The following is a 25,874-nucleotide window of genomic DNA, read 5'->3' on the forward strand; positions in this document are numbered from 1 at the left end:
CTCAGCGGCCCTCCTCGTCGTGCTCGGTAGCGGCCTGTTCCTCCGCCTCGTCTCGGGCACGGCGGGCATCCTGCATGACCTTGAAGGCGGGGCCGGCCTCGGGGTCGCTGCTGCGCCCCATGACCTCGGCCAGTGCGCCTTCCAGCACGCGGGGGGCCAGCACGTCGTAATCCAGCAGCAAGTCCAGCAAGGGGCCCTCGGCAATGTCTTCGCCTTTGCGGGTGATGAAACCCTGGCGCTCCAGCAGCTTGAGGTGGGTGTTGATGCGCAAGGTCCCGCCCAATTGCTTGCCAAAGTCCGCCATCAGGCTCTTGTAGGAGAGCAGCGGTGCGGATTTGTCAGCGCTGGGCAGGGGTTTGTCGCCCACGAACATCTCGGACTGACCGGCTTCATGGGCCTCTGCCCGAGCCAGTTGGCGTTGGCGTTTGGGCAAGACGATCAAGGCCCAGACGACCACCAGCAGCGCCACGCCGTCCCGCGGGAGATCGAAGTTGTTGTTGGCGCCCAGCGCGGTTTCAGCGAACACGGCGTTCTCGGCCGGTCGCAAAAGGGCCAAGGTGATGTGGTCGGCGTGCACGTTGTCTACGACGCGCAGGCCGACGCCGGCGGCGCGTTCTTCCAGGCGGCGCCAGACCTCGGTATCAATCAAGGCTTTGCGCACCAGCGGGTGGGTGCGCGGCAACCAGCGACGGGCCAGCAGGTGCGCCATCAGCTGGGCGGATTCGTCAAACAGCGGGTTCATCGGATGGCGGCGTGGCAGGTTGGAGGGAAGCGTCCAGACGGATGAAGCGACCGTCGCTCATCCACCGCACGTGCGGGTCATCAACAGGGCCTTGGCCGACCGCAAAGCGCGCCCGCCACGGTTGGCGTGCGAGTTCTCCAGTGGCGCCCGCGAGGTCGGCCGATTGGGGGTCGCCCATCAGCGGCAGCAGCTGGGCGCGGTAGGCCGCCTTGGCATAACCGCCCCCAAGCACCGCCGGCGCCAGAGGACGCTCGGGCTGCGGGTCGTCGCGCCAGCGCTCCAACAGGGCGCGCAACACGCCCAGCTCCGGCGGGAAGTCCTCGACCTCCAGCCGGCCAGGGGGCGCAGGGCGCGCGCCGGGCAGGGCTTCGCCGCTGCGGCTGGGCGGCTTGAGGCGCTCGAACTCGCCTTCGGTGCTGTCCAACAATTCGTGTTGGGCCACAAAAACGGGGCTGACTGGCGTGGAAAACGCCCCGTCTAGCAGGCGCTCCAAGGCGCCCTGCCCTTGCAGCCAGCGGCGGACATCCGTGGTGGTGATGCCCGTGGAGCCCAGACTGATGCGCTGTCGGTCGGCCTGCTGCAAGGCCCGGTTGAATTGGCTGGCCATGGCCAGCAGGCGCGCCTGGGCCAGCCCCAGGTCGCGGGCCAAACGCTCCAGACGCGCGTCGTTGCGGTTTTCGGCACCGCGAATGATGGCCGTCAGGGCATCGGAAGCCTTGTCGACCAGGCCCAGGGCACGCTCAAACCGGCCGCGCGCTTTGCGCAGTCGGAACTCCGAGCCGCTGGCAATGGCGTCCGCAAACTCGTCGTTGAGCCGGGTGAGTTGGGCCTGAAGGCTTTGCAGCTGCCCGGCCTGCAGGGTACCCAGTTGCTGAGCGCCGGCAACGCCGGCCAGCAGGGTGGCCAGTTCATCATCTGGCGCGGGCGCGGCGGTCAGCGGGGCGAGCAGGCCCAGCAGTTGTTGGGCCAGGGGCGTGGCGCTGTAGTGCTGGTCGCCCGCGTCCCAAACCAGAAGATCCACCTCGCGCAGGCGCCGCAGTGCCAGTTCGAGCGCGTCGTCATGCAGGACGTGGAAGTGGCGGTTGAGTTGGTCGCGGCTCCAGCGCCCCTCGGGCAAAGCCATGAGTGTCAAAAACACCCACAGACGCAGGCGTACGGCGCTGGCAGGGCCTTGATGTATGGCGCGCAAGGCTTCCAGCAAGGGCGCTTGCGCGTCCAAATGCCACCACAAGCCGCCTTCCGCTGGCGGTTCGCCATCACGGAAATACTCGCCGAACTGCGGCGTTTCCGATTCAATCTGATATTCGAATCGCTCTGCCATGGCCCAAACAAAACAAAAGGGGCCTGCTCGCGCAGGCCCCTCGAATTATTGGCGGAGTGGACGGGACTCGAACCCGCGACCCCCGGCGTGACAGGCCGGTATTCTAACCGACTGAACTACCACTCCGCGTCGGTAACGATATTCTGGATTAACTCCAAGGCTGTCGTCAAGCCATTTTTCTAATTTTTTGGCGTCCCCTAGGGGATTCGAACCCCTGTTACAACCGTGAAAGGGTCGTGTCCTAGGCCTCTAGACGAAGGGGACTTAACTTTTCACTGACCTAAACCGCGCACTTAACTTGGTGGAGGTAAGCGGGATCGAACCGCTGACCTCTTGCATGCCATGCAAGCGCTCTCCCAGCTGAGCTATACCCCCGAAAGTGGAAGCACGCTGCTTAAGCCATGTTGAAACTATATCGCAATTTTCTAATTTACCAACTATTGCCAGTAACTTCAAAAATCACAGTCTCACACTTATAAAAGAAAAATGGCCTGCTATTTAGCAGGCCATTTAAAAGTTTTGGCGGAGTGGACGGGACTCGAACCCGCGACCCCCGGCGTGACAGGCCGGTATTCTAACCGACTGAACTACCACTCCGCGTCGGTGATAAGTTTATCAAAAACTTTTTACAGTTATTGAATGGTTTATCAAACCGTTCTAATTGTGGCGTCCCCTAGGGGATTCGAACCCCTGTTACAACCGTGAAAGGGTCGTGTCCTAGGCCTCTAGACGAAGGGGACTAAACCTTCGGGCTTGATCGACGCACTTGCTTGGTGGAGGTAAGCGGGATCGAACCGCTGACCTCTTGCATGCCATGCAAGCGCTCTCCCAGCTGAGCTATACCCCCGAAGAAAGTACGCCGTTCAAGCGAGACCGAGAGTATAGAACGGTTTTTATAGCCCTTGCAAGCGGTCAAGCAGAATTTTTCGGTCAAACAGCGCCAGCACTTGATCGATGGCCGGCGTCTGCGGGCGCCCGCAGGCTTGGACCCGGAGCGGGATCGCCAGCTGCGGCATCTTCAAACCGGTTGCGGCCAACGTGGTCTTCATGGCCGCGCCAATCGCGGGCGCTGTCCATTCGGGCAGCGCCACCAGCGCCTCGCGCAATTGCGCCAAGGCGGCCTTGGCCCCTTCGGTCAGATGCTGGGCCACGTCCGCTTCGGCCGGCTGAACCGGGCCGAAGAACATCGCCAACCAGTCCGCCAGGGCTTCCAGCGTGGTGCACCGATCCTTGAAAAGGGCGCACATGCCGGGCAAGGGAGCGTCAGGTGCCACCGTCAAGCCGCGTCGCAGCAGGCGCGGCCGCACCAGCTCGGCCAAGCGCGCATCGTCGGCGGCCTTGATGTACTGGGCATTGACCCACTCCAGCTTGGCCGGGTCCCACTGCGATGGACTCTTCGACAGGTGCTCCCCGTCGAACCAACTCACCATTTGGTCGCGGCTGAAGATCTCATCGTCGCCGTGGCTCCAGCCCAGGCGCGCCAGGTAGTTCAGCATCGCCTCGGGCAAATAGCCGGCCTCCTCGTATGCCGTCACTGACACCGCACCGCGACGCTTGGAGAGCTTCAGGCCATCGTCACCCAAGATGATGGGCAGGTGGCCGAACTGCGGCAGCGGGGCGCCCAGCGCCTCAAACAGATTGATCTGCCAGGGTGTGTTGTTGATGTGCTCATCGCCGCGAAAGACGTGGGTGATGGCCATGTCCCAATCGTCGACCACCACCGCGAAGTTGTAGGTGGGCACCCCATCCGGGCGCACCAGGATCAGATCGTCGAACTCCTTGTTGCCAATGCGGATGGGACCCTTGCAGAGGTCGTTCCAGACCACCTCGCCGTCCTGCGGGTTGGCGAAACGAATCACCGGCTTCACCCCCTCGGGAATGGCAGGCAGGGTCTTTCCCGGCGCGGGGCGCCACCGGCCGTCGTAGCCGGTCTTTTCACCGCGCGCCTTCTGACTTTCTCGCATCGCGTCCAACTCTTCTGGCGTGCAGTAACAGAGGTACGCCTTGCCCTCGGCGATCAGTTGCTGCGCCACAGCCTGATAGCGCTCCAGGCGCTGCATTTGGTAGATCGGGCCCTCGTCGTACGCCAGTCCCAGCCAGTGCATCGAGGCCAGGATCTGCTCCACCGAATCTTGGGTGGAGCGAGCCACGTCGGTGTCCTCGATCCGCAGCACGAATTGGCCACCATGATGGCGGGCATAGGCCCAGGAGAACAGCGCGGTGCGGGCGGTACCCAGGTGCAGGAAGCCGGTGGGCGACGGGGCAATACGGGTGCGGACTTGGCTCATGGTTTTCTTGTTCGTCAAACGGCGGCCAACATGGCCTTCAGGTCGTTCTGCAGATCGCGCCCATCTTCCAGGCCGACGGCGATGCGGATCAGGCCTTGGCTGATGCCAGCAGCTTGGCGCTGCTCTTCGGTCAGGCGGCCGTGCGAGGTGCTAGCCGGGTGGGTAATCGTGGTCTTGGTGTCGCCCAGGTTGGCGGTGATGGACATGAGGCGCGTGGCATCGATGCAGGCAAAGGCAGCACGGCGCTGCGCTTCAGCGCCCTGCCCTGCGGCCAGTTCAAAAGCGATCACCGCGCCACCCTGCCCGCCCATTTGGCGCAGCGCCAATTCATGTTGTGGATGGCTGGGCAGACCGGGGTAGTGCACGCGCGACACCTGGGGCTGAGCCTCCAGCCAGCGCGCGAGCTCCAGTGCCCGGGCGCACTGGGCTTGCATGCGGATCGTCAGCGTCTCCAGACCTTTCAGCACTACCCAGGCGTTGAAGGGCGAGAGTGACATGCCGGCGCTGCGCAGCACGGGAGTTAGTACCTTGTCGATCAGGGCCTTGGAGCCGCAAAGGGCCCCCGCCAGTACGCGGCCCTGCCCGTCCAGGTACTTGGTGCCGGAGTGGATGATCAGGTCGGCCCCAAACTCTGCGGGGCGTTGGAGCGCCGGCGTGGCAAAGCAGTTGTCCACAGCCAGCAGCGCGCCATGGCCATGGGCCAATTCGGCCAGCGCGGCGATGTCACAGACCTCGGTCAAGGGATTGGTGGGCGATTCAGCCAGGAGCAGCTTGGTTTCTGGCCGCAGGGCCGCACGCCATTCTTGAAGGTCAGTCTGCGAGACAAAGCTGGACGTGACGCCGAACTTGCCGAACTCGGCCTGCAGCAGCTTGATGGTGGAGCCGAACACCGAGCGCGAGCAGACCACATGGTCGCCGCTCTTGAGCAGGCCCATGAGCAAGAGCAGGATGGCCGCCATGCCCGAGCTGGTGGCGATGCAGGCCTCCGTCCCCTCCAGCGCCGCCAAGCGCCGCTCCATCATCGTGACGGTGGGGTTAGAAAAGCGGCTGTAAACAAAGCCATCTTCTTCGCCCGAAAACCGGGCAGCCGCCGTGGCGGCATTCGGATGGCAAAAGCTGCTGGTCAGAAACAGGGCTTCGCTGTTTTCACCCCAGGGCGTTGCTGGGAGTCCCTCCCGAACCGCCAGGGTGTCACGGTGCAGCCCTTCGGGCAGACCCGATTTTGGAGGGTTCATTCGCCTCGCTCCTGAAGCGCCAAACGCCCGGTGGCAGCGCCCTCTTCGTCTTCAGCTCCTTTAGGACGGAGGGCTTGCATGGCGGCAATCTGCTCCGCGCCGATGTCGCCTGTGATGTAGTGGCCGTCGAAGCAACTCGCTTCAAACCCATCCAAACCCGGACGCAGCGCGGCGACGACGCGTTTCATGGCATCGACGTCCTGATAAATCAGCGCGTCAGCGCCAATGTAGGCCCGAATCTCTTCCATGGTGCGTCCATGGGCGATCAGCTCCTTGCTGGTCGGCATGTCGATGCCATAGACGTTCGGGAACTTCACCGGTGGCGCGGCCGAGGCCATGTAGACCTTGGTAGCGCCGGCGTCACGCGCCATCTGCACAATTTCTTTCGAGGTGGTGCCGCGCACGATGGAGTCGTCCACCAGCAACACGCGGCGACCCTTGAACTCCTGGCTGATCGCGTTGAGCTTTTGGCGCACCGATTTCTTGCGCACGCCCTGCCCCGGCATGATGAAGGTGCGCCCCACGTAGCGATTCTTAACAAAGCCTTCCCGGTACGGACGCCCAATGCGATGCGCCAACTGCATAGCCGACGGTCGGCTCGACTCGGGAATGGGGATGACCACGTCGATTTCGTTGGGCGGGATGGTGGAAATCACCCGTTGGGCCAAGGTCTCCCCCATGTTCAGTCGAGCTTGGTAGACGGAGATGCCGTCCATGACGGAGTCCGGACGAGCCAGGTAGACAAACTCGAACATGCAGGGGTTGAGCGTGGGGTTGGCGGCGCACTGCTGGGTATGCAGCTGGCCCTGTGCATCGACAAAGAGCGCTTCGCCCGGTTGAATGTCACGCTCGAGCTTGAAGCCCGTACCTTCCAGCACGACCGACTCGCTCGCAACCATCCACTCGCCGTCGGCCCCTCGGCCAAAGCACAGCGGGCGAATACCGTAAGGGTCGCGAAACGCCACCAACCCATGGCCCGCAATCAAGGCAATCACGCCATAGCTGCCGCGCAGCCGGGCATGGACTGCCGAGATGGCTTTGAACACCGCCTCAGGATTCAGCGGAAGATCGCGGGCCGCCCGCTCCAACTCATGCGCCACCACGTTAATCAGCACCTCGGTATCGCTCTCGGTGTTGATGTGACGGCGGTCCAAGTCAAACAACTCTTTGCGCAAGGCAGCGGCGTTGGTTAGGTTCCCGTTGTGCACCAGGACCAGGCCGAATGGCGCATTGACATAAAAGGGCTGGGCCTCTTCTTCACTGTGAGCGTTGCCCGCAGTCGGGTATCGCACTTGACCCAGACCAATTCGACCGGGAAGGGCACGCATGTTGCGGGTGCGAAAGACATCTCGAACCATGCCTTTGGCCTTGTGCATGAAGCACTTGGTGCCCTCCATGGTGACGATCCCGGCAGCATCTTGGCCCCGGTGTTGAAGGAGCAACAGCGAGTCGTACAGCAACTGATTCACGGGTTGCTGAGAAATGGCGCCAACGATGCCGCACATGGAAAGAGTCCTTGAATAAATAACAGGTTACTGAGGGTTGAGCAGGGCCTTGAATCCCTCGGGCAGCATGGGCGCTGCCCAGTCCAGGAGGGTGTGCAGAACCGGGCGGCTCACCGAATTGGTCCAAATCGCGTGCTGCCGCAAGGGCGTAAAGCCAATGATGACGGCCAACAGGAGCAGCAGCAAGACGCCCCGCAAAACACCAAAAAGCCCACCCAATGCGCGGTCAATCCAAATCAACGGGGTCAGGTGAATCAGCAGGCGAATCAAACGGGCGACCAAGGCCCAGAGCACCAAAATGATCACGAACGCCAACACCACGGCGGCCATGCCTTTCCACTCGGCCTGTGGCATGCGAATCCACGGCAGCAGGGCCGGAGCGAGCCAGGGGGCGCCGAAGTAGGCGATCACCCACCCCGCGAGTGACATCAACTCCAGCACCAAGCCCCGCCACAACCCCACTCCGATAGATACCACGACCACCCCCAGGGCGGCCCAATCCATCGCAGTCAGGGATATCGAGGCTTCAGACATCGCCTCGGTCAAAGGGTGAGGACGGAGGCGCCCAGACCCAAGCCTTTGGCTTTAGTCGCGGTCTTCTCAGCCTCAGCCTTGTCGGCAAAAGGGCCCAGACGCACGCGAACACGCTCGCCTTCCGGTGTTTTCACCACTTGGGCATAAGTTTTCAACCCCTTGGCCTCAAGCTTGCGTCGGACCTCTTGGGCCGCATTCTTGTCGGCGTAGGCACCGACTTGCACGATGTAGCGCGCCGTCGAGGAAGCCGCGGGGTTCGGAGGCAGCGCTTTGGCCGGAACACTGGCGGGCGCGGCGTCGGGAACGGGAGCCAAAACCGAACTGGCGCCCCCTTTGGGCACTGGTGCCGAAGCGGGCGTGGTGGCCAGAGGATCCTGAGGCGTTGGGGTGTCGTCGGGCTCCGTGGCCGCCACACGAACCGCCGCTTCGGGCAAATTGGCCGACGCCACCGGCGAGGGCACGACCAAAGCCGGTGCCGTGTCTTTGCTGGGAATCACGATGGGCAAATCCATCGGCACCGGGCGCGGCTGAGTCTCGAACACGAGCGGAAACGCGATCAGGCCCAACCCGACCAAGACCGCGGCTCCGATCAAGCGATGCCGAGCGCGCTGCCGCAGCTGCTGCAACTGCTGATCATGCGCCGCGGCCCGGGCTCGTTTGCCCCTTCCCGAGGGCTCGGGAGTTGAACGACGGCGGAAGAGGGACAACCAATCCATGCAAGGGGCCCGTGGCAGGGTACAGAGTGTGGGGATCAGGCCCGACCGAGGGAGGCCAGCACCGGCCCCACGGTGTAGAAGGATCCGAAGACCAGAATTCTATCGGCGGGGTCACTCAAGGACCGGACATGGGCCACCGCGTCGACTGGATGGCTGTGTTGACTCACGCTCACCTCGCCCGGTGTCTTGAGGCTGGGCGCCAGCGCTTTCCAACGGGCTGCCAAATCGGAGGCCGTGGCGGCGCGAGGAGAGTCCAAGTTGCAGAATGCCCAATGGTCGATCCACGGCGAAATGATAGCCAGCACTTCGTCCAGAGCCTTGTCGGCCATTGCTCCAAAAACGGCTCGGGTTCGGGGCGCGAAACCCATCTGATCGAGGTTTTGCGCCAGGGCCGCGACCGCATGGGGGTTGTGGGCGACGTCTAACACCAGAGTCGGTTGGCCAGGCAGCACCTGGAAGCGACCAGCCAGTTCGACCAGGCTCAACCCCATTCGCACCGCTTGCGCGTTGATGGGCAGGGTTTCGTGCAGGGCTTCAAAAGCGGCCAGCACACCCGCAGCGTTGAGCAATTGATTGACCCCTCTCAGTGCGGGATAGGCCAACCCGGCAAACCGGCGCGAGCGACCCTCCCAGCGCCACTGCTGCCTGTCGCCGTCAAAGCGAAAGTCCCGTCCGGAAAGACGCAGATCCACACCCAGCCGGCCCGCCTCCTGGGCAATGCTGGCGGGGGGCATCGGATCGGAACATACGGCCTTGCGCCCGGGCCGAAGGACTCCAGCCTTTTCTCGCCCGATGGTGTCGCGATCGGGACCCAAATACTCCATGTGATCCAGGTCAATGCTGGTGATCACGGCGAGGTCGGCATCAATGGCATTTACCGCGTCGAGTCGTCCCCCCATTCCGACTTCCAGAATCACGAGGTCCAAGGGCTCGGCGGCCAGACGGCTCATGATGGCCAGGGTGGTGAATTCGAAATAGGTCAGGGTGAGATCGCCTCGCGCGGCCTCAACGGCAGCGAAGTGAGCCTCCAGCGAGTCGGAGCTGACCATCTCACCTTGGATGCGGCAACGCTCTTCAAAGTGAACCAAGTGCGGCTTGCTGTACAGCCCGACCCGGTAACCCGCGGCTCGGGCAATGGCGTCCAGCATGGCGCAGGTTGACCCCTTGCCATTGGTCCCTGCGACGCTGATCACCGGCGCTGTAAAGCGCAAGCCCATGCGGTCACGGACCGCCTTCACGCGATCCAAAGTCATGTCGATGGCGGTGGGGTGGAGACGCTCGCAGTGAGCAAGCCAGTCGTTCAAGTGCATGGCAGAGACAAAAAAAGGCCAGGCAAAGCCTGGCCGTTTGCGATTGGCCGCGATCGCTTACGCGACTGCATCAGCCGACTGGCGCTGCAGCATGGCCAGCGTATTGGCGACCGTAGTCCGCAAATCCCGGCGATCAACAATCAAATCAACCGCGCCCTTCTCCATCAGAAACTCGGCGCGTTGGAATCCAGGCGGCAGTTTCTCCCGCACGGTGTTTTCAATCACACGCGGGCCGGCAAAGCCAATCAGGGCTTTGGGCTCGGCAATGACGATGTCTCCGACAAACGCGAAGCTCGCCGAAACCCCGCCCATCGTCGGATCCGTCAGCACACTGATGTAGGGCAGTCGGGCGCGAGCCAACCGGGTGAGCGCCGCATTGCACTTGGCCATCTGCATCAATGACAACAGGCCTTCCTGCATGCGTGCGCCGCCGGTCGCGGTGAAGCACACGAAGGGCACCTTTTGCTCCACAGCCGCCTCAACGCCGCGCGCAAACCGTTCGCCGACCACCGACCCCATGGAGCCGCCCATGAACTCAAACTCGAAACAGGCGGCCACCAGCGGCACGCTCATCACGGCGCCACCCATGACGACCAAGGCATCCGTTTCGCCCGTGTTTTCCAGGGCCTCTTTCAGGCGCTCGGGGTATTTCTTCGAGTCCTTGAACTTCAAGGCATCAACCGGCAACACCTCTTGGCCAATTTCGTAGCGCCCTTCATTGTCCAGAAAGGCGTTCAAACGTGCGCGGGCGCCGATGCGATGGTGGTGGCTGCACTTGGGGCAGACCATTTGGTTCTGCTCCAGGTCGGCTTTGTACAAGACGGTTTCGCAGCTCGGACACTTGGTCCACAGCCCTTCCGGCACCTGGCGGCGCTCGGCCGGGTCGCTGTGCTGCATTTTGGGGGGCAGCAGTTTGTCCAACCAACTCATGACGCGACTTCCTTTAGATCGAGGGCGATGCGAATTTCCTGTAGAAATTGCTGCAACGCAAGCGGTGCATTATCGGCGCCTTCGCGCTCGATCAATTGAACCAAGGCCGAGCCGATGACCACAGCGTCCGCGACCGCTCCCACGGCCCGGGCGGAAGTGGCATCGCGTATGCCGAAACCCACGCCGATTGGAAGCCGAAGCTGCGCCCGCAGTCGGGGGAAATCCCGTGCGACGGCGTCTGCGTCCAAGTGCCCCGCCCCGGTCACGCCACGTAGCGAAACGTAATAAACATAGCCACTGGCCAACTCCGCAACTCGCGCAATACGCTCGTCGGTCGATGTGGGCGCCAACAGGAAGATAGGGTCCAGGTTCACGGCCCGCAAGCACTGCGCAAATCCCCCCGCCTCTTCGGGTGGATAGTCCACCACCAAGACCCCATCCACACCCGAATCGGCGGCGCTGGCTGCAAAGCGCTGCCAGCCCATGCGTTCAATCGGATTGGCATAGCCCATAAGAACGACAGGCGTCGTGGTGTTTTCTTGCCGAAACGTGCGAACCAAGGCCAAGACGTCTGTCAGTTTGACACCCTGCGCAACCGCCCGTTCGGCCGCGCGCTGGATCACGGGACCATCCGCCATGGGGTCGCTGAAGGGCACGCCGAGTTCAATGACATCGGCACCCCCAGCGACCAGTGCACGCATCAACGCCAAGCCCGATGCCAAACTGGGATCACCTGCCGTGATGTAGGGGATCAGCGCCTTTCGGCCCACCGAGTGGAGTTGCTCAAAACACGCCTTCAGCCTGCTCATTGCCCGCTCCCCTGGCGAATAAACGCCACGCCTTTGGCTTCTTCTCCCCGACAGGACGGGCGGCAGTAGAAAGTTGAACCCGACAGATCTGCCACCGTGCCAATGTCCTTGTCCCCACGCCCGCTGAGGTTCACCAGCAAGATCTGGCTCGCCGGCAACTGCGGCGCCAATTTGATCGCGTGGGCGAGGGCATGGCTGGACTCCAGCGCAGGGATGATCCCTTCGGTTCGGCACAAGCGGTGAAAGGCGGCCAGCGCTTCTTCATCCGTGATCCCGACGTATTCGGCCCGCCCAACATCTTTCAGATAGGCGTGCTCTGGCCCCACTCCTGGGTAGTCCAGTCCGGCGGAGATGGAATGGGTTTCAATGATTTGACCGGCCTCGTCTTGCAGCAAGTAGGTCCGGTTGCCATGTAAAACCCCTGGGGTTCCTGCACTCAAGGTCGCGGCGTGTTGGCCTGTACCCAGGCCCCTCCCCGCGGCTTCAACCCCGATCAGCCGGACGCCCTCAAAGGGGATGTAGGGGTAAAAGATTCCCATGGCGTTGGAACCTCCACCGACGGCGGCGATCACCGCATCGGGCTGACGCCCCATCATCTCGGGCATCTGTGCGATGCATTCGTCCCCAATGACGCGCTGGAAATCTCGCACCAGCATCGGATAGGGGTGCGGGCCGGCCACAGTCCCAATGATGTAAAAGGTTGAGTCAACGTGGGTGACCCAATCACGCATCGCTTCGTTCAGCGCGTCCTTCAGCGTACGGCTGCCCGATTCAACCGGCACGACTTTGGCACCGAGCAATTCCATCCGGTACACGTTCGGCGATTGACGTTTGACGTCTTCCGCCCCCATGTAAACGACACACTCGAGCCCATATCGGGCGCAAACGGTTGCTGTCGCCACCCCGTGCTGCCCCGCTCCGGTCTCCGCAATGATGCGCCGCTTGCCCATGCGGCGCGCGAGCAGCACCTGACCGATGGTGTTGTTGACCTTGTGCGCACCCGTGTGGTTCAAATCTTCCCGTTTGAGCAAGATCTGCGCACCCCCCAATTCGCTGGACAGTCGCTGTGCGTGGTAAATCGGGCTCGGGCGCCCCACAAAGTGGGCGAGTTCTTTGCGGAATTCGGACTGAAATTCAGGATCTTGGCTGTACCGGGCATAGGCCAATTCCAATTCGGCCAGGGCGTGCATCAGGGTCTCCGCTACGAATCGGCCACCGTAATAGTTCGCGCCTTCGGCCCCTGCAACCGGACCGAAATGCCCGCGCGCATCGGGCTGTTGGTAATGAATCATGGTTGAACGCTCAGCAAGTCAGGGCAGCGTCCGCCGCCCGCACCGCCGCACAAAAGCGGCGGATCTTGTCTGGGCACTTGACGCCCCGCGTTATTTCAACGCCCGAGGAAACGTCAACCGCCCAGGGTCGCACCTGGCGAATGCCATCGGCGACGTTGTCCGCATTCAACCCACCAGACAAAACGACCGGATAGGGAACGCTTGCTTCGAGCAGTGACCAATCAAACACCTTTCCGCCGCCTCCATAGCCCGACACCGGGGCATCCACCAGCAGTGCTTGGGCACCGGGGAAGCGCTGCGCGGAGTCTACCAAGCGGATGCCCGGGTGCATGGCGATCGCCCTCAAGTACGGACGCCCCCAGCGTTCACAATCGTCCGCGGACTCGTCCCCGTGAAACTGGAGCAACAAGTTGGGTATCGCCCTCAACGCCGCCTCAATTTCTTCAGGCTGAGCATTCACGAAGAGACCCACCGGAGTAACAAAAGGGGGTAGCCCCTGGACCAACGCCGTCGCCTGCTGCAAGGAAACCGCTCGCGGGCTGGGGGGGTAAAACACAAACCCCAAGGCGTCTGCGCCCGCGTGGACCGCCGCCTGGACATGCTGCGCCTCGCGCAAACCGCAGATTTTGATTCGGGTGCGTTGCATTCGACTCAGGGTAACCAATCCATCGCGGGTGTGTGTTCGGGAATCTGCAAGGAAGCGTCATACCGAGGACCCAAGAAATAGAGGCCGTCCGGTGAAAAGGTCGGGGCGCTTTGGCTGCGATCTCGGCTCGCCAACACGTCTCGGACCCAGTCGGCGGGTCGAGTCCCCGCCCCCACCGCAATCAAAGCGCCCATGAGGTTGCGCACCATGTGATGCAGAAACGCACTGGCTTCAAACTCAAAGCGCCAATACGCGCCGCGGCGGGCGATCTCGATGCGTCGCAATTGTTTTACTGGGCTAGCCGCCTGACATTCCGCCGCGCGAAAGGCGCTGAAATCATGCTCACCCACCAGATGCACGGCCGCCGCCTGCATTTCAGCCTGATTCAAAGGCCGAAACACCCAACCGACGCCCCCGGCTTCCATGGCCGGTCGAACAGCGGACTCCAGGAGTAGGTAGGCATATCGACGGGCACGTGCGTGATTGCGTGCATGGAAATCCTCCGGGGGGAAAACGCTCCATTGCACCGCCATGTCGGGCGGGAGGTATCGATTGACCCCTCGAACCCATGAAAACAGCTCGCGGTCTCGTGTGGTGTCGAAATGAACGACCTGGTTCAGCCCATGTACACCGGTATCCGTGCGTCCTGCGCAAATTGTGCGAATGGGTTCGTCCGCAAACTGAGCCAGGGCCTTTTCGAGGTGATCTTGCACCGTTTTCCCGTTGGGTTGGCTTTGCCACCCCAGGTAGTTCTGCCCCCGGTAAGAAACGCCCAAGGCAACTCTCATGACAGGCTCCAAGCGAAAACGGCGCCTCGCAAGGCGCCGTTTTCAGGTCTTTCAGTGGGGTTTAGCGCAGTGAATCCAGCAAAGCTTTGGCTTTTTCGTAGAGGGGCCCGCTGCCGACCTGGCGGATCAGCTCCTGCAACACATCGCGTGCCCCTTCGGTGTCGCCAATTTGCCGGAACTCCTCGGCCAATTCAAACTGCCGTTGCAGCGGGTCCCCGTCGTCGTCCGCCAAGTCTTGCATGGCATCGATGAGTGAATCCCCCCCCACACGGGAAGCCGTGCCGTCGTCGTGCGGACTCACCGTATCAGGTTCAGCGGGGCTCGCAGAACCCAAATCCAAGTTCCCCAAGTCAAAGGACAGTCCACCGTCTGAGGCCGTCGGCGCGGGGGCCGGCGGGGCCGCAGGACCGCCAATGTCCAGGTCCAGATCCATCCCCAGCTCCGGCAGTGCGGCCGGCTGAGCGGGGTTGCCCTGAGTCTTGTCCAAACCTGAATCGGCCGCGGATGCTGGGCCATCCAAATCCAGATCCAAGTCCATCAAACTAACCGGGCCTGCATCGGTCTCCACCACGCGATCGGCCACAGGCTCCGGCTGCGGGGTCGGGCCCAACGGCACCGTGTCGGGCGTCGCAGAGGGCCCCGTCGAGCCTTCATCCTCGAACAACTTCCGGGGGCTCCCCCCTTGCTGGTACAGCGGATTCGTGGGATCGATCGACAGGCCCATCTCCCGAGCCTTGTCCCAGTCTTCGCCTTTGCCACCGGTGGCCGCATGGAACTCCGTGGCGAGCTTTTCAAAACCCCTCACATCGCGACGCTTGGCGTAAACCTCGAGCAGCTTCAAACGAACCGCCAACCGATCGGGCTGGGCCCGGAGTGCTTCTTTCAGAATTTCTTCGGCCTGCAGATCGCGCCCATAGGCCAAGTACACATCCGCTTCGGCCACAGGGTCCACATCGCCATGGGCATCCAATTGGCTCAGTGAATACGACATGGACGAAACGGAGTTGCCACCGTCCCGCGTGTCCACTTTCTGCCCGCCGGTCACACCAAAGAAGGAATCCGGCTGCAAACGGCTTTCACCGAACAGTGTTTCGCGTGGTTCAAAGCCCTTGTTCTTGCGCGTCAAACGGTATGCGCCAAAACCGAGCAAGCCCAAAACGCCCAGCGCTCCAGCGGCGCCCAAAGGCGTGAAGAGCAGGTCCCAGAAGCTGGACGGCTTTTCATCCTGCACGGGCGGGGGGGCCATTGGTTTGGACGCCGGGGCCGATGCCACGGGCACCGCAGGCGCAGCACTCGCCGGCACCGAGGCCGGTGCTGCTGCAACCGGGGCGGAGGCGGGAGCTGAAGCTTGGGCTTTGGCCTCCTCCGCGACCTTCTTCAGGTCTTCAACATTGCGCGTCAGGGCCGCAGCCTGGGAAGCGGGCGTCGGCTCCGGGGTGGCCGTCTTGGGTGCGGCTGGTTGGGGAGCAACGACCGGCTTGCTCAGAGTCAATCGATCCCCGCTGGGGGTCGCTTTGGGCTCGGTCACGACCGCCTCCACCCCACCCTTCGCAGCTCGCTCGGGCGCCTTCGGCAACTTGGGCGCCGCGGATGCAAGGCCTTGGCGCGCCGCCTCAAAATTGGAGGAGTGCGCCTGGATCAGCTTGCGGGCCTCAGCCTTGTCAACCGCCAACGCTGCCTCGCGTGACGGCAGTTTGAGCTTGGCACCCGCGCGCAACAGATTCATGTTGTCGCCCATGAAGGCGTCAGGGTTCTGACGGTAGAGCGCCACCAACATCTGGTCCAGCGAAACCCCCGGCATGCCATGACGCCCCGCCATGCGCGACAGCGAGTCCCCCGCTCGAACCGTCGTCAGGCCCCCTTCCGTCGTGGGTGCCAAAGCCACGGGCACCGATGCATTGGGCTTGTCGCCGCGACTGGATTTGGGCTCGCGACTCTCAGTCACCGGCTTCGGAGGCACCACAGGCGCCGGGGCGGAAACAACCGGCGGGGTTTGCGGTTCGGCGGGCTTGGCGTGACTGGGTGGGTCCAACAGCAGCGTAAATTCACGTGTCAATCGACCTGACGACCACCGAACGTCGAGCACCACGTCCAAAAAGGGCTCTTGCACAGCACGGTCGCTGGTGATGCGCAACACAGGGCGCCCATCCGCACGGCGACTCAGTTGCACTTGGGCCCCAGTCAACACCGAGTTGTATTCCAGACCGCTGCTACGGTAGACGTCCGGAGGCGCCACTTTGACTTGCAGACTGGAGGCCTCTTCCGCGCTCAGCGACGTGAGTTCAATCTCCGCCTTGAGCGTTTCGCCCAGCGCGGACTGCACGCTCAAGCGGCCCATGCCCAAGGCGTAGGCACTGGTGCTGAGGGCGCACATCGCAGCCAAAGCCACGTGGCGGAGATCAAAGCGCGAACGCGCAGAAGAATTGAGCGGATTCAAGGCAACTCCCACCGCCTTGGGCGTTTCCACCCAAGCACGAGAACATTCAAGTGCGGCAAGCATATCCGCAGCACAGCGAAGAACGAACTTTCAAAGCGCCAGAACCACCCCGTAGATCCCCGGGGGACTTGGCGGCGTGTCGTGAGAGGACAACGCACACCAACACTCCGATACGCTTTGTCGAACTCAGTGTTCGATCAAGATACGCAACATGCGGCGCAGGGGCTCCGCAGCGCCCCAGAGCAATTGATCGCCAATGGTGAACGCGCCGAGATATTCCGGCCCCATCGCCAATTTGCGCAGACGACCAACCGGAATGGTCAGCGTACCAGTAACAGCCACGGGGGTCAGTTCTCGAATACTGGCATCGCGGGTATTCGGAATCACTTTCACCCAAGCGTTATCGGCGGCAATCATGCCCTCGATCTCATCCAGCGGAACGTCTTTCTTCAGTTTGAAGGTGAGTGCTTGAGAATGGCAACGCATGGCCCCGATGCGCACGCAAAAGCCGTCCACCGGGATGGCTTGGGTCGACCCCAGGATTTTGTTGGTTTCGGCCATGCCCTTCCACTCTTCCTTGGACATGCCGTTGCCCAGATCCTTGTCGATCCAAGGAATGAGCGAGCCCCCCAAGGGCACACCGAAGTGCTGGGTCTCGATCGCACTGAGGCTGCGCTGCTTTTCCACGATCTTGCGATCGATCTCCAGGATGGCGCTCTTGGGGTCATCCAGCAGCGCTCGGACCTCGGCATTCAGCGTGCCGTACTGGGTCAGCAGTTCGCGCATGTGCTGGGCACCGCCACCGCTGGCGGCCTGATAAGTCTGGGTGCTCATCCATTCCACCAGGCCGGCCTTGTAGAGCGCGCCGACACCCATCAGCATGCAGCTCACCGTGCAGTTGCCGCCAATCCAATTGCGCCCCCCCTGGCTCAGGGCCTGATCGATGACGGGGCGATTCACCGGGTCCAGGATGATGACGGCGTCATCGGCCATGCGCAGCGTGGATGCGGCGTCAATCCAGTGGCCCTGCCAACCCGCGGCACGCAGCTTGGGGTAGACGTCGCTGGTGTAGTCCCCCCCTTGGCAACTGATCACCACCTCGCAGCGCTTCAGCTGCTCGATGTCGTGGGCGTCGGCCAAACGCGTTTCGTTCTTGGCTTGGCGGGGCGCCGCGCCTCCCGCGTTGCTGGTGCTGAAGAAGAACGGTTCGATGAACTCGAAATCGCCCTCCGCCTGCATCCGCTCCATCAGCACCGAGCCGACCATGCCCCGCCAGCCAACCAGGCCGACCAGGGGGTTCTTGGAAACTGCCATTGTGTTCACCTTGCCACAGGACCCTGGGTTTCCCGGCTCGCTCGCCGGGTCCCTGGGGTGGCGCAGCGAACCGAGAGCCTTCAGCTCTTGGTAATCGGGGTGGTTTTAATCGCGGCCACAACCGCATCACCCATCTCACGGGTGCCGACGCGCGCTGTGCCCTCGCTCCAGATGTCTCCCGTCCGCAAACCCTGGGCCAGCACCGATTGGACCGCCGCTTCAATGCGGTCGGCCTGCTGGGGCTGGTTGAGGGTGTAGCGGAGCATCATGGCAGCGCTCAAGATGGTAGCAAGCGGATTGGCCACCCCCTTGCCCGCGATGTCCGGCGCACTGCCGTGGCTGGGCTCATAGAGCCCCTTGCCGTGCCGGTCGAGCGAGGCGGAGGGCAGCATGCCGATCGAGCCCGTCAGCATGGCGGCCTCGTCGCTGAGGATGTCGCCAAACAAATTGCCCGTGACGATGACGTCAAAGGCTTTGGGCGCCTTGACCAACTGCATCGCCGCGTTGTCCACGTACATGTGGTCGAGCTGCACATCAGCGTACTGCTGGTGCACCTCGGTGACCACGTCCTTCCACAGTTGCGAGGTTTCCAGCACGTTGGCTTTGTCGACGCTGGTGACCTTGCCGCGCCGCTTGCGGGCGGCCTGGAAGGCCAGGTGGGCGATGCGCTCAATCTCCGGGCGTGAGTAGCGCATGGTGTCAAAGGCTTCCTCCGCACCGGGAAAGTGGCCATCCACCGCGGTACGTCGCCCTCTTGGGGTACCAAAGTAAATGTCACCCGTCAGCTCGCGCAGGATGAGGATGTCCAGCCCCGAAACCAGTTCCGGCTTCAGGCTACTGGCATGCGTCAGCTGCTCGTAGCACAGGGCCGGTCGAAAGTTCGCAAAGAGCCCCAGGTTCTTGCGCAGTCCAAGAATCGCTTGTTCGGGGCGCAGAGCGCGTTCCAGCTTGTCGTACTTCCAATCGCCCACTGCCCCAAAGAGCACGGCATCCGCTTTCTTCGCAAGATTCAGGGTCAACTCCGGCAGCGGATGCCCATGCGCTTCATAAGCGGCACCGCCAACGGGCGCATGCTCCAGGTGAAGGTCCAGATCCAGCGCACGCAAGACTTTGACCGCTTCGGCCATGATCTCCGGGCCAATACCATCCCCCGGAAGCACGGCAATTAACCGCGAATTCATTGCGTCAATTCCTTTTTCAGCCACGGTTTCTCTGAGTGCCGTCGGGTTTGAAACGCTTCAATTTCGGCCGCATGTTCAAGGGTCAGGCCGATCTCGTCCAAACCATGGAGCAAACAGTGTTTGCGAAAAGGCTCCACGTCAAAAGCGTGTTGGTTGCCATCGGGCGTCGCGACCAGTTGACGCTCGAGGTCCACGGTCAATTCGTAACCTGGCGTTGAAAGCACCGCCGCAAACAGCCCATCGATCACGGGGCTGGGGAGCACCACGGGCAACAAGCCATTCTTGAAGCAATTGTTGAAGAAGATGTCGGCAAAGCTGGGGGCAATAACGGCACGAATCCCAAACTGCTGAATGGCCCAGGGCGCGTGTTCTCGGCTCGAACCACAACCGAAATTCGCGCGAGCCAGCAAGATGGAGGCACCGGCGTAGCGGCGTTGATTCAGGACGAAGTCCGGATTGAGTCGGCGCGAAGCGGGGTCTTGCCCCGGCTCCCCTCGGTCCAAGTAACGCCATTCATCGAACAGATTCGGGCCAAACCCCGTGCGCAGAATCGATTTCAGAAACTGCTTGGGGATGATGGCGTCGGTATCGACGTTCGCTCGGTCCAGCGGAACCACCAACCCCTGGTGCTGGGTAAATGCTTGCATGCATGCTCCATGCCCAGGGGATCCCCGGGGCTTACTTCTTCTTCGCCGCGTCTTCGATCTTTTCACCCGCCTTTTGCATGTCCTGCCCGAAACCCCTGACGGTGTTACAGGCACTCAGAACAAAACAAGCGGCGACCAAAACAACCAAACGCTTCATGACACACCTCGGCAAAGCAACGGGAGCTCGAATCATGCCGCAACCCCCGTGATTGCCCCCGCCTCAAACCAATTGCCGGACGTCGACGAATCGGCCTTTCATGGCCGCCGCAGCCGCCATGGCCGGGCTGACCAAATGGGTCCGCCCGCCAGCGCCTTGCCGACCTTCGAAATTTCGATTGCTGGTGGAGGCACACCGTTCACCCGGCTCCAATCGATCGGCATTCATGGCCAAACACATGGAGCACCCCGGTTCGCGCCACTCAAACCCCGCCGTTTTGAACACTTGATCCAGGCCTTCGGCCTCTGCTTGGGCCTTGACCAGTCCGGATCCAGGGACCACCAAGGCCAACTTGATGCCCTGGGCCACCCGCCCCCCCGTCCGCCTCACCACGTTGGCGGCTTCACGCAGATCTTCAATGCGACTGTTGGTACAGGAGCCAATAAAAACCTTGTCAACGGCGATCGAATCCAAGCGCTGATGGGGTTGGAGCCCCATGTACTGCAAAGCCCGCGCTTGCGCTTCGCGCGCAACCGCATCGCTCGCCCGTGCGGGCTCAGGGGTCGACGCGTCAATCGGCAGCACCATTTCGGGTGATGTGCCCCAACTCACCTGCGGCGCAATCTGTGCGCCCTCCAACTCCACCACCACATCAAAGTGCGCACCCGGGTCACTCCGCAACGTACGCCAATACGACACCGCGGCGTCCCAGTCAGCGCCCTCAGGGCTCAATGGCCGTCCCTGGAGATAGTGAAGGGTCGTGTCATCCACGGCCACCAAGCCGGCGCGCGCACCGGCTTCGATGGCCATGTTGCATACCGTCATCCGGCCTTCCATCGACAACGCCTCAATGGCCTCGCCGGCGAACTCAATCGTGAAGCCGGTGCCGCCCGCCGTTCCGATGCGGCCGATGATCGCGAGCACCAAGTCTTTTGCGCTCACCCCCGCTTGAAGCCGCCCGTTCACGCGAACCAGCATGTTCTTGGCCTTTTTGGCCACCAGCGTTTGCGTGGCCAGCACATGCTCGACCTCGCTGGTGCCAATCCCATGGGCCAAGGCCGCGAACGCGCCGTGCGTCGACGTATGGCTGTCGCCGCAAACGACCGTCATCCCTGGCAATGTGGCCCCTTGCTCTGGGCCGATGACATGCACGATGCCTTGCCGGCGATCGTTCATCTTGAATTGACGGATGCCGTATCGATCGCAGTTGGCGTCCAAGGTTTCGACCTGCAACCGGCTGATGGGGTCCGCAATGCCGGCCGAGCGATCCGTCGTCGGGACGTTGTGATCACTAACGGCCAAGTTGGCCGCCAGGCGAAAGACCTTGCGGCCGGCCAAGCTCAGGCCTTCAAACGCCTGCGGGCTGGTGACCTCATGAACGAGGTGGCGGTCAATGTAGAGAAGTGCGGTGCCGTCAGGCTCGGTACGCACCACATGTTCGGCCCACAGCTTGTCGTAAAGGGTTTGAGGCATGGTTAGTCAATCAAGAGAATTCAGCGCGTGCGGCCGCCAGGGCCGCCTCCGCCGCCGACGCCGCCTGCGGGGGGCACAGGGCCTCTACAAAGCGTTGCACCACGGCGGGGAGGGTGTCCTGCTTCGGTGTGGCGACCCGATACTCCCGGACCGCCCAGGGTTCGGCCAGCTTCAGGCACTCCACCTCGAAGAGCTGCGCAAAGCGTTCTGCCGGGCCTTTCGGGAGCACGGCCACCCCAAGTCCCGCTTCCACCAACTGGGCGATGGCGTCAAAACCCCGCACCTGCAATCGTGCGCGCAAGGTCTTGCCGCGTGAGGCGGCCTGTTCACGCATCAAGTCCTGTGCGGCAGCGCCGGCGTGCAGGCCGATGAGATCGTGATCCAGCAAGTCATCAAATTTCACCGCTTTCAAACTGGCCAGTGCGTGGCCCTTGGGTACCAACACCGCCAATCGCGACAGGCGATAGATCTGATGCTGAACGCGGTTATCCAAGACCGGCGGCGTAAAGATGCCGACGTCCGCCCGCCCCTCGGCAACGGCGGCTTGCACTTCCGAACTGGTCAAATCCTCCAAGCTGATGCGGATTTGCGGGTGCCGGTTGGAAAAATTCGCCAAATCGGCTGGCAGGCATTCGGCGATGGCCCCGCCATTGGCCACGATGCGCAGATGGCCTTTGATGCCGCGGGCGAACTCCACCACTTCGGACTCCATCGCGTGCAGGCTGGCCTGCAGCGTCCGAATGTGGCGAACCAGGGCACGGCCGGCTTCCGTGGGCTCTACGCCACGGGCGCGACGCTCAAACAGCTTGACTCCCAGCCGCGTCTCCAAGTCAGCCAGGCGTTTACTGGCTGCGGCCAGCGCAAGATGCTCAGCTTTGGCGCCCGCGGTGATCGAGCGCGTGCGCTCAATGGCCAACACGAGATGGAGGGTGGTGAGATCGAGGCGCATGGTTTGACTCTAGCTTTCGTGAAGTGATGAAGCTTTGGCAAAAAGCCAGCCTTAAATATCCCACAGACGAAGGCTTAAGCCAAGCCAAACGCGTTTGCACCGCGGGCAAGCCAGCCCCTCATCGGGGATTGCTCCCGGAGCCGGTCGCGAATCCACCCTGTACCCTGTCACCAATGCGGTTTTTCGAACGCCAACACCGACAAATCCTTGGGGGCGCTCTGGCTTTGCTGGGGTTGGGGAGCGCGTGGGCGGCTGAACCCCTGACGCTCAAGACCCTGCAGGTGTGCGACGACGCGGCCGAGTGGCCGCCGTTTACCTATTTCGCTCGCGACGCCAGTGGCAAGCCGCGGCCGGAAGTGATGGGCTATTCCGTCGACGTGCTGCGCGCGATCCTGCAAACCGCGGGCATTCAGTTGCAAGTTCAGTTGCTACCGTGGGTGCGCTGCCTGCGGGAGGTGGAAAGCGGCGGCCAATTCCTGTTGGCGGTGAACGCCAGTGCCAGCCCCGAGCGGCAGCAGCGGTTTTGGATGACGCAGCCCTATTACGACATCACCCCCACTTATTTTTTCTCCCGCAAAACGTTCCCCAACGGGGTCAGCATTCGCTCCGCGGCCGACTTGCGCCGGTATCACGTATGCGGCGTGCATGGTTACAACTACAGCTTCTATGGCCTGACCGACGCGGAAGTGGACCGCGGAGCGCTGGATTTCCGGCGCGTCATTGCCAAGCTGCATGCTCGCCGCTGCGAGATTGGGCTGCAGGAACTGGAGGCCGTGGCGGGCCTGAAAAAGATCGGCCCAGACGTGCTGGCAGACCCCGACTTGGGTTGGGCCGAAGTGCCCGGCCTGCCCAAGGGGGAATTTCACATGCTGGTGACGCGCCAGCACCCGCAGGGTGAGGCCCTGTACCAGTTTCTGAACCAGGGCATCAAGACGCTGCGCGACAGCGGCAAACTGCAGGAACTTCGGCGCCGTTACTTGCCCTGATGGGGTCGGGCGCCAGGGCTTTCGGCCTTCACGCGTTCAGTGCGGCGATCACTTCCGGGGGCGCCTGCACCAACTCAATGAGCACCCCTTCTCCGCTCACGGGAAATTGCTCGTTGCCCTTGGGATGAACAAAACAAATGTCATGGCCCGCCGCCCCTTTGCGGATGCCGCCAGGCGCAAACCGCAACCCTTGCGCTTCGAGCCACTGCACGGCCGCAGGCAGGTCATCGACCCACAAGCCAACGTGGTTCAGCGGCGTGGCATGGACCGCGGGCTTTTTCTCCGGGTCTAGCGGTTGCATGAGGTCGATCTCGACGGCGAGAGCGCCCTGCCCCAGGCTCAAAATGTCTTCATCGACGTTCTCGCGCTCGCTCTGGAACGTCCCGGTGACGGGCACCCCAAGCAGGTCCACCCAGAGATGCTTGAGCTTGGCTTTGTCCAGGCCGCCGATGGCAATCTGCTGCAGACCGAGAATTTTGAAAGGTCGCATGCTCAGGCCTTCTTTTCAAAGCGAAGAATGGGTTGGTCCACGCTCAGGCTCTCACCCGGCTTGGCCAGCACTTCGGCAATGGCGACGTCCTGGGCGGCAAAGAGGATGTTCTCCATCTTCATGGCCTCGATCACAGCCAGGCGTTCGCCAGCCTGCACCTTCTGCCCCACCCCGGCTGCCAGTTGCACCAGGAGACCCGGCATGGGTGAGAGCAGGAAGGCGGAGGTGTCGGGCGGCGCCTTGTAGGGCATCAGCGCCTGCAATTCGGCGTGACGCTCGCGCAGCACGGTGATCTCGACTTGGCGGCCGTTGTGTTGCAGGCGGTAGGCCAAGGGGTTCTTGGCGGTGCCGCGCTCCACCTGAGCGGTGAAGGGCAAGCCGTTGACGGTGCCTTCCAGGCGCACATCAATCAAGCGCGAATGGCATTCGATGTCGTAGACCTTGCCTTCCACCTCGCAGCGGGCACAGCCTGCTCGCCCAGCGACTTCGGTGACCCGAACTTTTTGACGCAGCTGATTGCCTTCGCCCAAGTGAGTCACGGCAATGACCTTGTTGTCGAGCCCCACCTCATGCCCCGGCAGCTGCCCGCTGATCCCGACCGCGCGTTCGCGGGTCTTGCGCCGCACAAAGGCAGCCAGGGCGACCAGGAAATCGGCATCGTCGTGCGCAACGGACTCTGCGGTAAACCCATTTGGCCAGTTGCGGGCGATGAAGCCGGTGTCAAAAGCACCGCTCCGGAAATCCGGATGCGCCAGCAGCGCGGCCTGGAAGGGGATGTTGCTGGCGATGCCCCGGATCACAAACCCGTTCAGCGCTTCGCGCATGCGCTCGATGGCATCGGCCCGGTCGCGCCCGTGCACGATGAGCTTGGCGATCATCGAGTCGTAGTGCATGGGAATCTCGCCCCCCTCGAACACGCCCGTGTCCACCCGCACGCCCAGACCCAGGCTGGGTTCGCCTTGCGTCAGGTCTGTGGCAGGCGGCTGGTAGCGCACCAGGCGGCCAGTGGAGGGCAAGAAGTTGCGGAAGGGGTCTTCCGCATTGATGCGGCACTCCATCGCCCACCCCTCGCGCTTGAGCTCGTGCTGCTGCATCGTCAAGCGCTCGCCCGCAGCAATACGCAGCATCCACTCCACCAGGTCCAGACCGGTGATGCATTCGGTCACCGGGTGCTCGACCTGCAACCGGGTGTTCATCTCCAGAAAGTAAAAGCCTTGGTCCTTGCCGACCACGAACTCCACCGTGCCGGCGCTCTGGTAGCCCACCGCCTTGGCCAGGGCCACGGCCTGCTCGCCCATGGCCTTGCGCGTGGCTTCGCTGATGAAGGGCGACGGGGCCTCCTCAATGACCTTTTGATGGCGGCGCTGAATCGAGCATTCGCGCTCCCACAGGTAGAGCGTATTGCCCGCAGCGTCGGCCAGCACCTGAATTTCAATGTGGCGCGGCTGCTCGATGAATTTCTCCATGAACACGCGGTCGTCGCCAAAGCTGTTTTTGGCTTCGTTGCGGCAGCTGACAAAGCCCTCGGCACATTCCTTGTCGTTCTGCGCCACGCGCAGGCCCTTGCCACCCCCGCCCGCGCTGGCCTTGATCATCACGGGGTAGCCGATGCGCTGCGCAATCGCCACCGCTTCTTCAGGGGTCTGAATCGGTTCGTTATGCCCCGGAATGGTGCTCACCCCAGCCTGCATGGCCAGGCGCTTGGAGGCAATCTTGTCGCCCATGGCCGCGATGGCACCGTGCTTGGGGCCGATAAAGACCAGGCCCTCTTCCTCGACCCGGCGCGCGAACTCCTCGTTTTCCGAGAGGAAGCCGTAGCCCGGGTGAATGGCCTGGGCACCGGTTTGCTTGGCAGCGGCAATGATGGCGTCGGCCTGCAGGTAGGAGGCGCGGCTGGGCGCCGGGCCGATGCATACGGCTTCGTCGGCCAGTTCCACATGGCGGGCGCGGGCGTCGGCCTCGGAGTAGACGGCCACGGTCTTTACACCCAGGCGCTGGGCGGTCTTAATCACCCGGCAGGCGATCTCGCCGCGATTCGCAATCAATATCTTCTTGAACACCGATTTCTCCTGTGTACGCACGCGGCGCACCGTTTGCGCACCTTGACGGCGCTTGGCTTGTCCA

23 protein-coding genes and 6 tRNA genes are annotated in these 25,874 nt (G+C 62.7%); 1 reads left to right on the top strand and 28 read right to left on the bottom strand.

What is annotated here, in order from left to right; all coding sequences use genetic code 11:
* Position 1: 1 nt before the first annotated feature.
* The 26 genes from I7X43_RS09420 to I7X43_RS09545 all read right to left on the bottom strand — a co-directional run bounded on the left by I7X43_RS09420 (position 2) and on the right by I7X43_RS09545 (position 22,274).
* Positions 2-742, bottom strand: coding sequence for a hypothetical protein (locus I7X43_RS09420; protein WP_198100676.1), 741 nt, complete (start codon positions 740-742; stop codon positions 2-4).
* On the bottom strand, positions 726-2,063 hold the full coding sequence (locus I7X43_RS09425) for a hypothetical protein (RefSeq protein WP_198100677.1): 1,338 nt from the start codon (positions 2,061-2,063) through the stop codon (positions 726-728). Before I7X43_RS09425 ends, I7X43_RS09420 begins: the two co-directional genes overlap by 17 nt.
* 49 nt (positions 2,064-2,112) lie before the next feature.
* Positions 2,113-2,189 (bottom strand) — tRNA-Asp (locus I7X43_RS09430).
* A gap of 62 nt (positions 2,190-2,251) precedes the next feature.
* A tRNA-Glu gene (locus I7X43_RS09435) sits at positions 2,252-2,327 on the bottom strand.
* A gap of 35 nt (positions 2,328-2,362) precedes the next feature.
* A tRNA-Ala gene (locus I7X43_RS09440) sits at positions 2,363-2,438 on the bottom strand.
* Between the two features lie 145 nt (positions 2,439-2,583).
* Positions 2,584-2,660, bottom strand: a tRNA-Asp gene (locus tag I7X43_RS09445).
* A gap of 67 nt (positions 2,661-2,727) precedes the next feature.
* Positions 2,728-2,803 (bottom strand) — tRNA-Glu (locus tag I7X43_RS09450).
* Positions 2,804-2,834: 31 nt separating this feature from the next.
* A tRNA-Ala gene (locus tag I7X43_RS09455) sits at positions 2,835-2,910 on the bottom strand.
* Between the two features lie 46 nt (positions 2,911-2,956).
* Positions 2,957-4,351 carry a glutamate--tRNA ligase gene (gene gltX / locus I7X43_RS09460; RefSeq protein ID WP_198100678.1) on the bottom strand — a complete coding sequence of 465 codons (1,395 nt, stop codon included), beginning with the start codon at positions 4,349-4,351 and terminating at the stop codon, positions 2,957-2,959.
* A gap of 14 nt (positions 4,352-4,365) precedes the next feature.
* The gene (locus tag I7X43_RS09465; protein ID WP_198100679.1) at positions 4,366-5,586 is read right to left on the bottom strand and encodes an O-succinylhomoserine sulfhydrylase; all 1,221 of its coding nucleotides are present in this window, start codon (positions 5,584-5,586) and stop codon (positions 4,366-4,368) included.
* Positions 5,583-7,091, bottom strand: coding sequence for an amidophosphoribosyltransferase (gene purF / locus I7X43_RS09470; protein ID WP_198100680.1), 1,509 nt, complete (start codon positions 7,089-7,091; stop codon positions 5,583-5,585). Before purF ends, I7X43_RS09465 begins: the two co-directional genes overlap by 4 nt.
* A gap of 27 nt (positions 7,092-7,118) precedes the next feature.
* Positions 7,119-7,625 carry a CvpA family protein gene (locus I7X43_RS09475; RefSeq protein ID WP_198100681.1) on the bottom strand — a complete coding sequence of 169 codons (507 nt, stop codon included), beginning with the start codon at positions 7,623-7,625 and terminating at the stop codon, positions 7,119-7,121.
* 8 nt (positions 7,626-7,633) lie between these two features.
* Positions 7,634-8,341: an SPOR domain-containing protein gene (locus tag I7X43_RS09480; RefSeq protein WP_198100682.1), complete on the bottom strand. Its 708-nt coding sequence runs from the start codon at positions 8,339-8,341 to the stop codon at positions 7,634-7,636.
* A gap of 35 nt (positions 8,342-8,376) precedes the next feature.
* Positions 8,377-9,651 carry a bifunctional tetrahydrofolate synthase/dihydrofolate synthase gene (gene folC, locus I7X43_RS09485; RefSeq protein ID WP_198100683.1) on the bottom strand — a complete coding sequence of 425 codons (1,275 nt, stop codon included), beginning with the start codon at positions 9,649-9,651 and terminating at the stop codon, positions 8,377-8,379.
* 57 nt (positions 9,652-9,708) lie between these two features.
* Positions 9,709-10,581, bottom strand: a complete 873-nt coding sequence (accD, locus tag I7X43_RS09490; protein ID WP_198100684.1) for an acetyl-CoA carboxylase, carboxyltransferase subunit beta — start codon at positions 10,579-10,581, stop codon at positions 9,709-9,711.
* On the bottom strand, positions 10,578-11,390 hold the full coding sequence (gene trpA / locus I7X43_RS09495; RefSeq protein ID WP_198100685.1) for a tryptophan synthase subunit alpha: 813 nt from the start codon (positions 11,388-11,390) through the stop codon (positions 10,578-10,580). Before trpA ends, accD begins: the two co-directional genes overlap by 4 nt.
* Positions 11,387-12,682, bottom strand: coding sequence for a tryptophan synthase subunit beta (trpB, locus tag I7X43_RS09500; RefSeq protein ID WP_198100686.1), 1,296 nt, complete (start codon positions 12,680-12,682; stop codon positions 11,387-11,389). The genes trpA and trpB overlap by 4 nt, the downstream gene beginning before the upstream one ends.
* A gap of 10 nt (positions 12,683-12,692) precedes the next feature.
* Complete coding sequence (locus I7X43_RS09505; RefSeq protein ID WP_198100687.1) at positions 12,693-13,328, bottom strand: phosphoribosylanthranilate isomerase; 636 nt, start codon at positions 13,326-13,328, stop codon at positions 12,693-12,695.
* 5 nt (positions 13,329-13,333) lie between these two features.
* The gene (gene truA / locus I7X43_RS09510) at positions 13,334-14,116 is read right to left on the bottom strand and encodes a tRNA pseudouridine(38-40) synthase TruA (protein WP_198100688.1); all 783 of its coding nucleotides are present in this window, start codon (positions 14,114-14,116) and stop codon (positions 13,334-13,336) included.
* Between the two features lie 61 nt (positions 14,117-14,177).
* On the bottom strand, positions 14,178-16,553 hold the full coding sequence (locus tag I7X43_RS09515) for a FimV/HubP family polar landmark protein (protein ID WP_246480294.1): 2,376 nt from the start codon (positions 16,551-16,553) through the stop codon (positions 14,178-14,180).
* A gap of 186 nt (positions 16,554-16,739) precedes the next feature.
* Complete coding sequence (asd, locus tag I7X43_RS09520; protein ID WP_198100689.1) at positions 16,740-17,867, bottom strand: aspartate-semialdehyde dehydrogenase; 1,128 nt, start codon at positions 17,865-17,867, stop codon at positions 16,740-16,742.
* Positions 17,868-17,947: 80 nt separating this feature from the next.
* Positions 17,948-19,048 (bottom strand): 3-isopropylmalate dehydrogenase, encoded by a 1,101-nt coding sequence (leuB, locus tag I7X43_RS09525; protein WP_198100690.1) that lies wholly within the window; start codon positions 19,046-19,048, stop codon positions 17,948-17,950.
* A complete protein-coding gene (leuD, locus tag I7X43_RS09530) occupies positions 19,045-19,695 on the bottom strand; it encodes a 3-isopropylmalate dehydratase small subunit (RefSeq protein WP_198100691.1) in 651 nt (216 codons plus the stop codon). Before leuD ends, leuB begins: the two co-directional genes overlap by 4 nt.
* Positions 19,696-19,726: 31 nt before the next feature.
* Entirely contained in the window at positions 19,727-19,852 is a 126-nt protein-coding gene (locus tag I7X43_RS09535) for an entericidin A/B family lipoprotein (RefSeq protein WP_198100692.1), read from the bottom strand.
* 63 nt (positions 19,853-19,915) lie between these two features.
* Entirely contained in the window at positions 19,916-21,325 is a 1,410-nt protein-coding gene (gene leuC / locus I7X43_RS09540; RefSeq protein ID WP_198100693.1) for a 3-isopropylmalate dehydratase large subunit, read from the bottom strand.
* Between the two features lie 10 nt (positions 21,326-21,335).
* Complete coding sequence (locus I7X43_RS09545; protein WP_198100694.1) at positions 21,336-22,274, bottom strand: LysR family transcriptional regulator; 939 nt, start codon at positions 22,272-22,274, stop codon at positions 21,336-21,338.
* 173 nt (positions 22,275-22,447) lie between these two features.
* Between I7X43_RS09545 and I7X43_RS09550 the strand changes: the two genes are divergently transcribed.
* Complete coding sequence (locus I7X43_RS09550; RefSeq protein WP_198100695.1) at positions 22,448-23,260, top strand: substrate-binding periplasmic protein; 813 nt, start codon at positions 22,448-22,450, stop codon at positions 23,258-23,260.
* Between the two features lie 28 nt (positions 23,261-23,288).
* Here I7X43_RS09550 and I7X43_RS09555 read toward each other — a convergent pair whose 3' ends face one another.
* A complete protein-coding gene (locus I7X43_RS09555; protein WP_198100696.1) occupies positions 23,289-23,750 on the bottom strand; it encodes a VOC family protein in 462 nt (153 codons plus the stop codon).
* Between the two features lie 2 nt (positions 23,751-23,752).
* Positions 23,753-25,810, bottom strand: coding sequence for an acetyl-CoA carboxylase biotin carboxylase subunit (accC, locus tag I7X43_RS09560; RefSeq protein ID WP_198100697.1), 2,058 nt, complete (start codon positions 25,808-25,810; stop codon positions 23,753-23,755).
* Between the last annotated feature and the right edge of the window lie 64 nt (positions 25,811-25,874).

Origin of the sequence: Inhella gelatinilytica (assembly GCF_016093295.1) — a bacterium.
GTDB classification, from domain to species: domain Bacteria; phylum Pseudomonadota; class Gammaproteobacteria; order Burkholderiales; family Burkholderiaceae_C; genus Inhella; species Inhella gelatinilytica.

Bases quoted from the DNA above. Each gene is read 5' to 3' on its own strand.
- I7X43_RS09420 (WP_198100676.1), bottom strand. From the start codon at position 742: ATGAACCCGCTGTTTGACGAATCCGCCCAGCTGATGGCGCACCTGCTG.
- I7X43_RS09425 (WP_198100677.1), bottom strand. From the start codon at position 2,063: ATGGCAGAGCGATTCGAATATCAGATTGAATCGGAAACGCCGCAGTTC.
- gltX (WP_198100678.1), bottom strand. From the start codon at position 4,351: ATGAGCCAAGTCCGCACCCGTATTGCCCCGTCGCCCACCGGCTTCCTG.
- I7X43_RS09465 (WP_198100679.1), bottom strand. From the start codon at position 5,586: ATGAACCCTCCAAAATCGGGTCTGCCCGAAGGGCTGCACCGTGACACC.
- purF (WP_198100680.1), bottom strand. From the start codon at position 7,091: ATGTGCGGCATCGTTGGCGCCATTTCTCAGCAACCCGTGAATCAGTTG.
- I7X43_RS09475 (WP_198100681.1), bottom strand. From the start codon at position 7,625: ATGTCTGAAGCCTCGATATCCCTGACTGCGATGGATTGGGCCGCCCTG.
- I7X43_RS09480 (WP_198100682.1), bottom strand. From the start codon at position 8,341: ATGGATTGGTTGTCCCTCTTCCGCCGTCGTTCAACTCCCGAGCCCTCG.
- folC (WP_198100683.1), bottom strand. From the start codon at position 9,651: ATGCACTTGAACGACTGGCTTGCTCACTGCGAGCGTCTCCACCCCACC.
- accD (WP_198100684.1), bottom strand. From the start codon at position 10,581: ATGAGTTGGTTGGACAAACTGCTGCCCCCCAAAATGCAGCACAGCGAC.
- trpA (WP_198100685.1), bottom strand. From the start codon at position 11,390: ATGAGCAGGCTGAAGGCGTGTTTTGAGCAACTCCACTCGGTGGGCCGA.
- trpB (WP_198100686.1), bottom strand. From the start codon at position 12,682: ATGATTCATTACCAACAGCCCGATGCGCGCGGGCATTTCGGTCCGGTT.
- I7X43_RS09505 (WP_198100687.1), bottom strand. From the start codon at position 13,328: ATGCAACGCACCCGAATCAAAATCTGCGGTTTGCGCGAGGCGCAGCAT.
- truA (WP_198100688.1), bottom strand. From the start codon at position 14,116: ATGAGAGTTGCCTTGGGCGTTTCTTACCGGGGGCAGAACTACCTGGGG.
- asd (WP_198100689.1), bottom strand. From the start codon at position 17,867: ATGGCAGTTTCCAAGAACCCCCTGGTCGGCCTGGTTGGCTGGCGGGGC.
- leuB (WP_198100690.1), bottom strand. From the start codon at position 19,048: ATGAATTCGCGGTTAATTGCCGTGCTTCCGGGGGATGGTATTGGCCCG.
- leuD (WP_198100691.1), bottom strand. From the start codon at position 19,695: ATGCAAGCATTTACCCAGCACCAGGGGTTGGTGGTTCCGCTGGACCGA.
- I7X43_RS09535 (WP_198100692.1), bottom strand. From the start codon at position 19,852: ATGAAGCGTTTGGTTGTTTTGGTCGCCGCTTGTTTTGTTCTGAGTGCC.
- leuC (WP_198100693.1), bottom strand. From the start codon at position 21,325: ATGCCTCAAACCCTTTACGACAAGCTGTGGGCCGAACATGTGGTGCGT.
- I7X43_RS09545 (WP_198100694.1), bottom strand. From the start codon at position 22,274: ATGCGCCTCGATCTCACCACCCTCCATCTCGTGTTGGCCATTGAGCGC.
- I7X43_RS09550 (WP_198100695.1), top strand. From the start codon at position 22,448: ATGCGGTTTTTCGAACGCCAACACCGACAAATCCTTGGGGGCGCTCTG.
- I7X43_RS09555 (WP_198100696.1), bottom strand. From the start codon at position 23,750: ATGCGACCTTTCAAAATTCTCGGTCTGCAGCAGATTGCCATCGGCGGC.